Below are 881 nucleotides of genomic sequence, written 5' to 3'. Positions count from 1 at the left end.
CTTGGCCTGCGGATCAGGATTCTCAAAGCCAATGATCAATAAGCCCATCGTAGCTTTACCCGTCTGACTCACCGACGACTGCTGCGTGGCCGCGGCCGTCACGCTTTCCCAGGGGACAATCCAGTACTCGCCATCCTCTCGTGGCACACACACCTCGCGGCGTTGACGATTAAAGCGCACCGGTAAAGGCACATCGCGAAATAGGCCCTGAATTAAAAAAAGCGTGGGGATCCCAATGATGATTCCGCCTCCTACAAGAGTAAACACACTGAGATCGGGGGCAATATTTCTAAACGCAAAGGCCAGCCCCAAAAACAGCATCATCGTCGGCCACATCACCATCACCGCCGAGCCGATGCTGTAGTTTCCGATGTCGAGGAACACCTCGTTCTTGCGCCAAATGGTGTTGAGCACATCCGAGGGTTTTTCACCGGTGGGAATGGGTAACGGCGCCAAGTAGTCATTGCGCGAAAACATCCGTTTTTTTGTGGTGCCTGCCGGTGGCGTACTCATGCGCGGTCCTTAGGTTGCACGGCCAGTTCCGTTTCACGTTTTGCGATGGCGTTCTCCAACTCAGGGGAGCGCTTGGCCCATTGCTCGGACGGCAGCGGTTTGGACCATTCGATAATGTCGGGATAGGGCAGGTCGGGTGGCGGGTTCAATTTCCAGCGTTCAAGCACATCTATCAGTAGCGTATTGAAAATAAAAATCCCGCAGAAGCCTTCCCACAAAGCGGTTATAAACCAGCCTCTCAACTTCGCAGCCTTGATAAGGTCGTCCAGGTAAGTAGCCCATATTCCTTTAGATCTGTCGAAGCGTGCCGTCTGATCTTCAACAGCGTCCGGCCCAATCTCCATGTAGCTACGCACGCACTCCCACAA

General features: G+C 53.9%; 2 pseudogenes. Both read right to left on the bottom strand.

Features of this window, described 5'->3' with window-relative positions:
* Positions 1–513, bottom strand: a pseudogene (locus HYI44_RS29165) (hypothetical protein); the annotation flags it as partial.
* Positions 510–881, bottom strand: a pseudogene (locus tag HYI44_RS29160) (hypothetical protein); the annotation flags it as partial. The pseudogenes HYI44_RS29165 and HYI44_RS29160, both read right to left, overlap by 4 nt.

Origin of the sequence: Pseudomonas sp. Y24-6, from assembly GCF_020295325.1 — a bacterium.
GTDB lineage: Bacteria > Pseudomonadota > Gammaproteobacteria > Pseudomonadales > Pseudomonadaceae > Aquipseudomonas > Aquipseudomonas gregormendelii.
The sequence above is the reverse complement of the archived record's forward strand: the minus strand, read 5'-3'. Positions and strand labels throughout refer to the sequence as shown.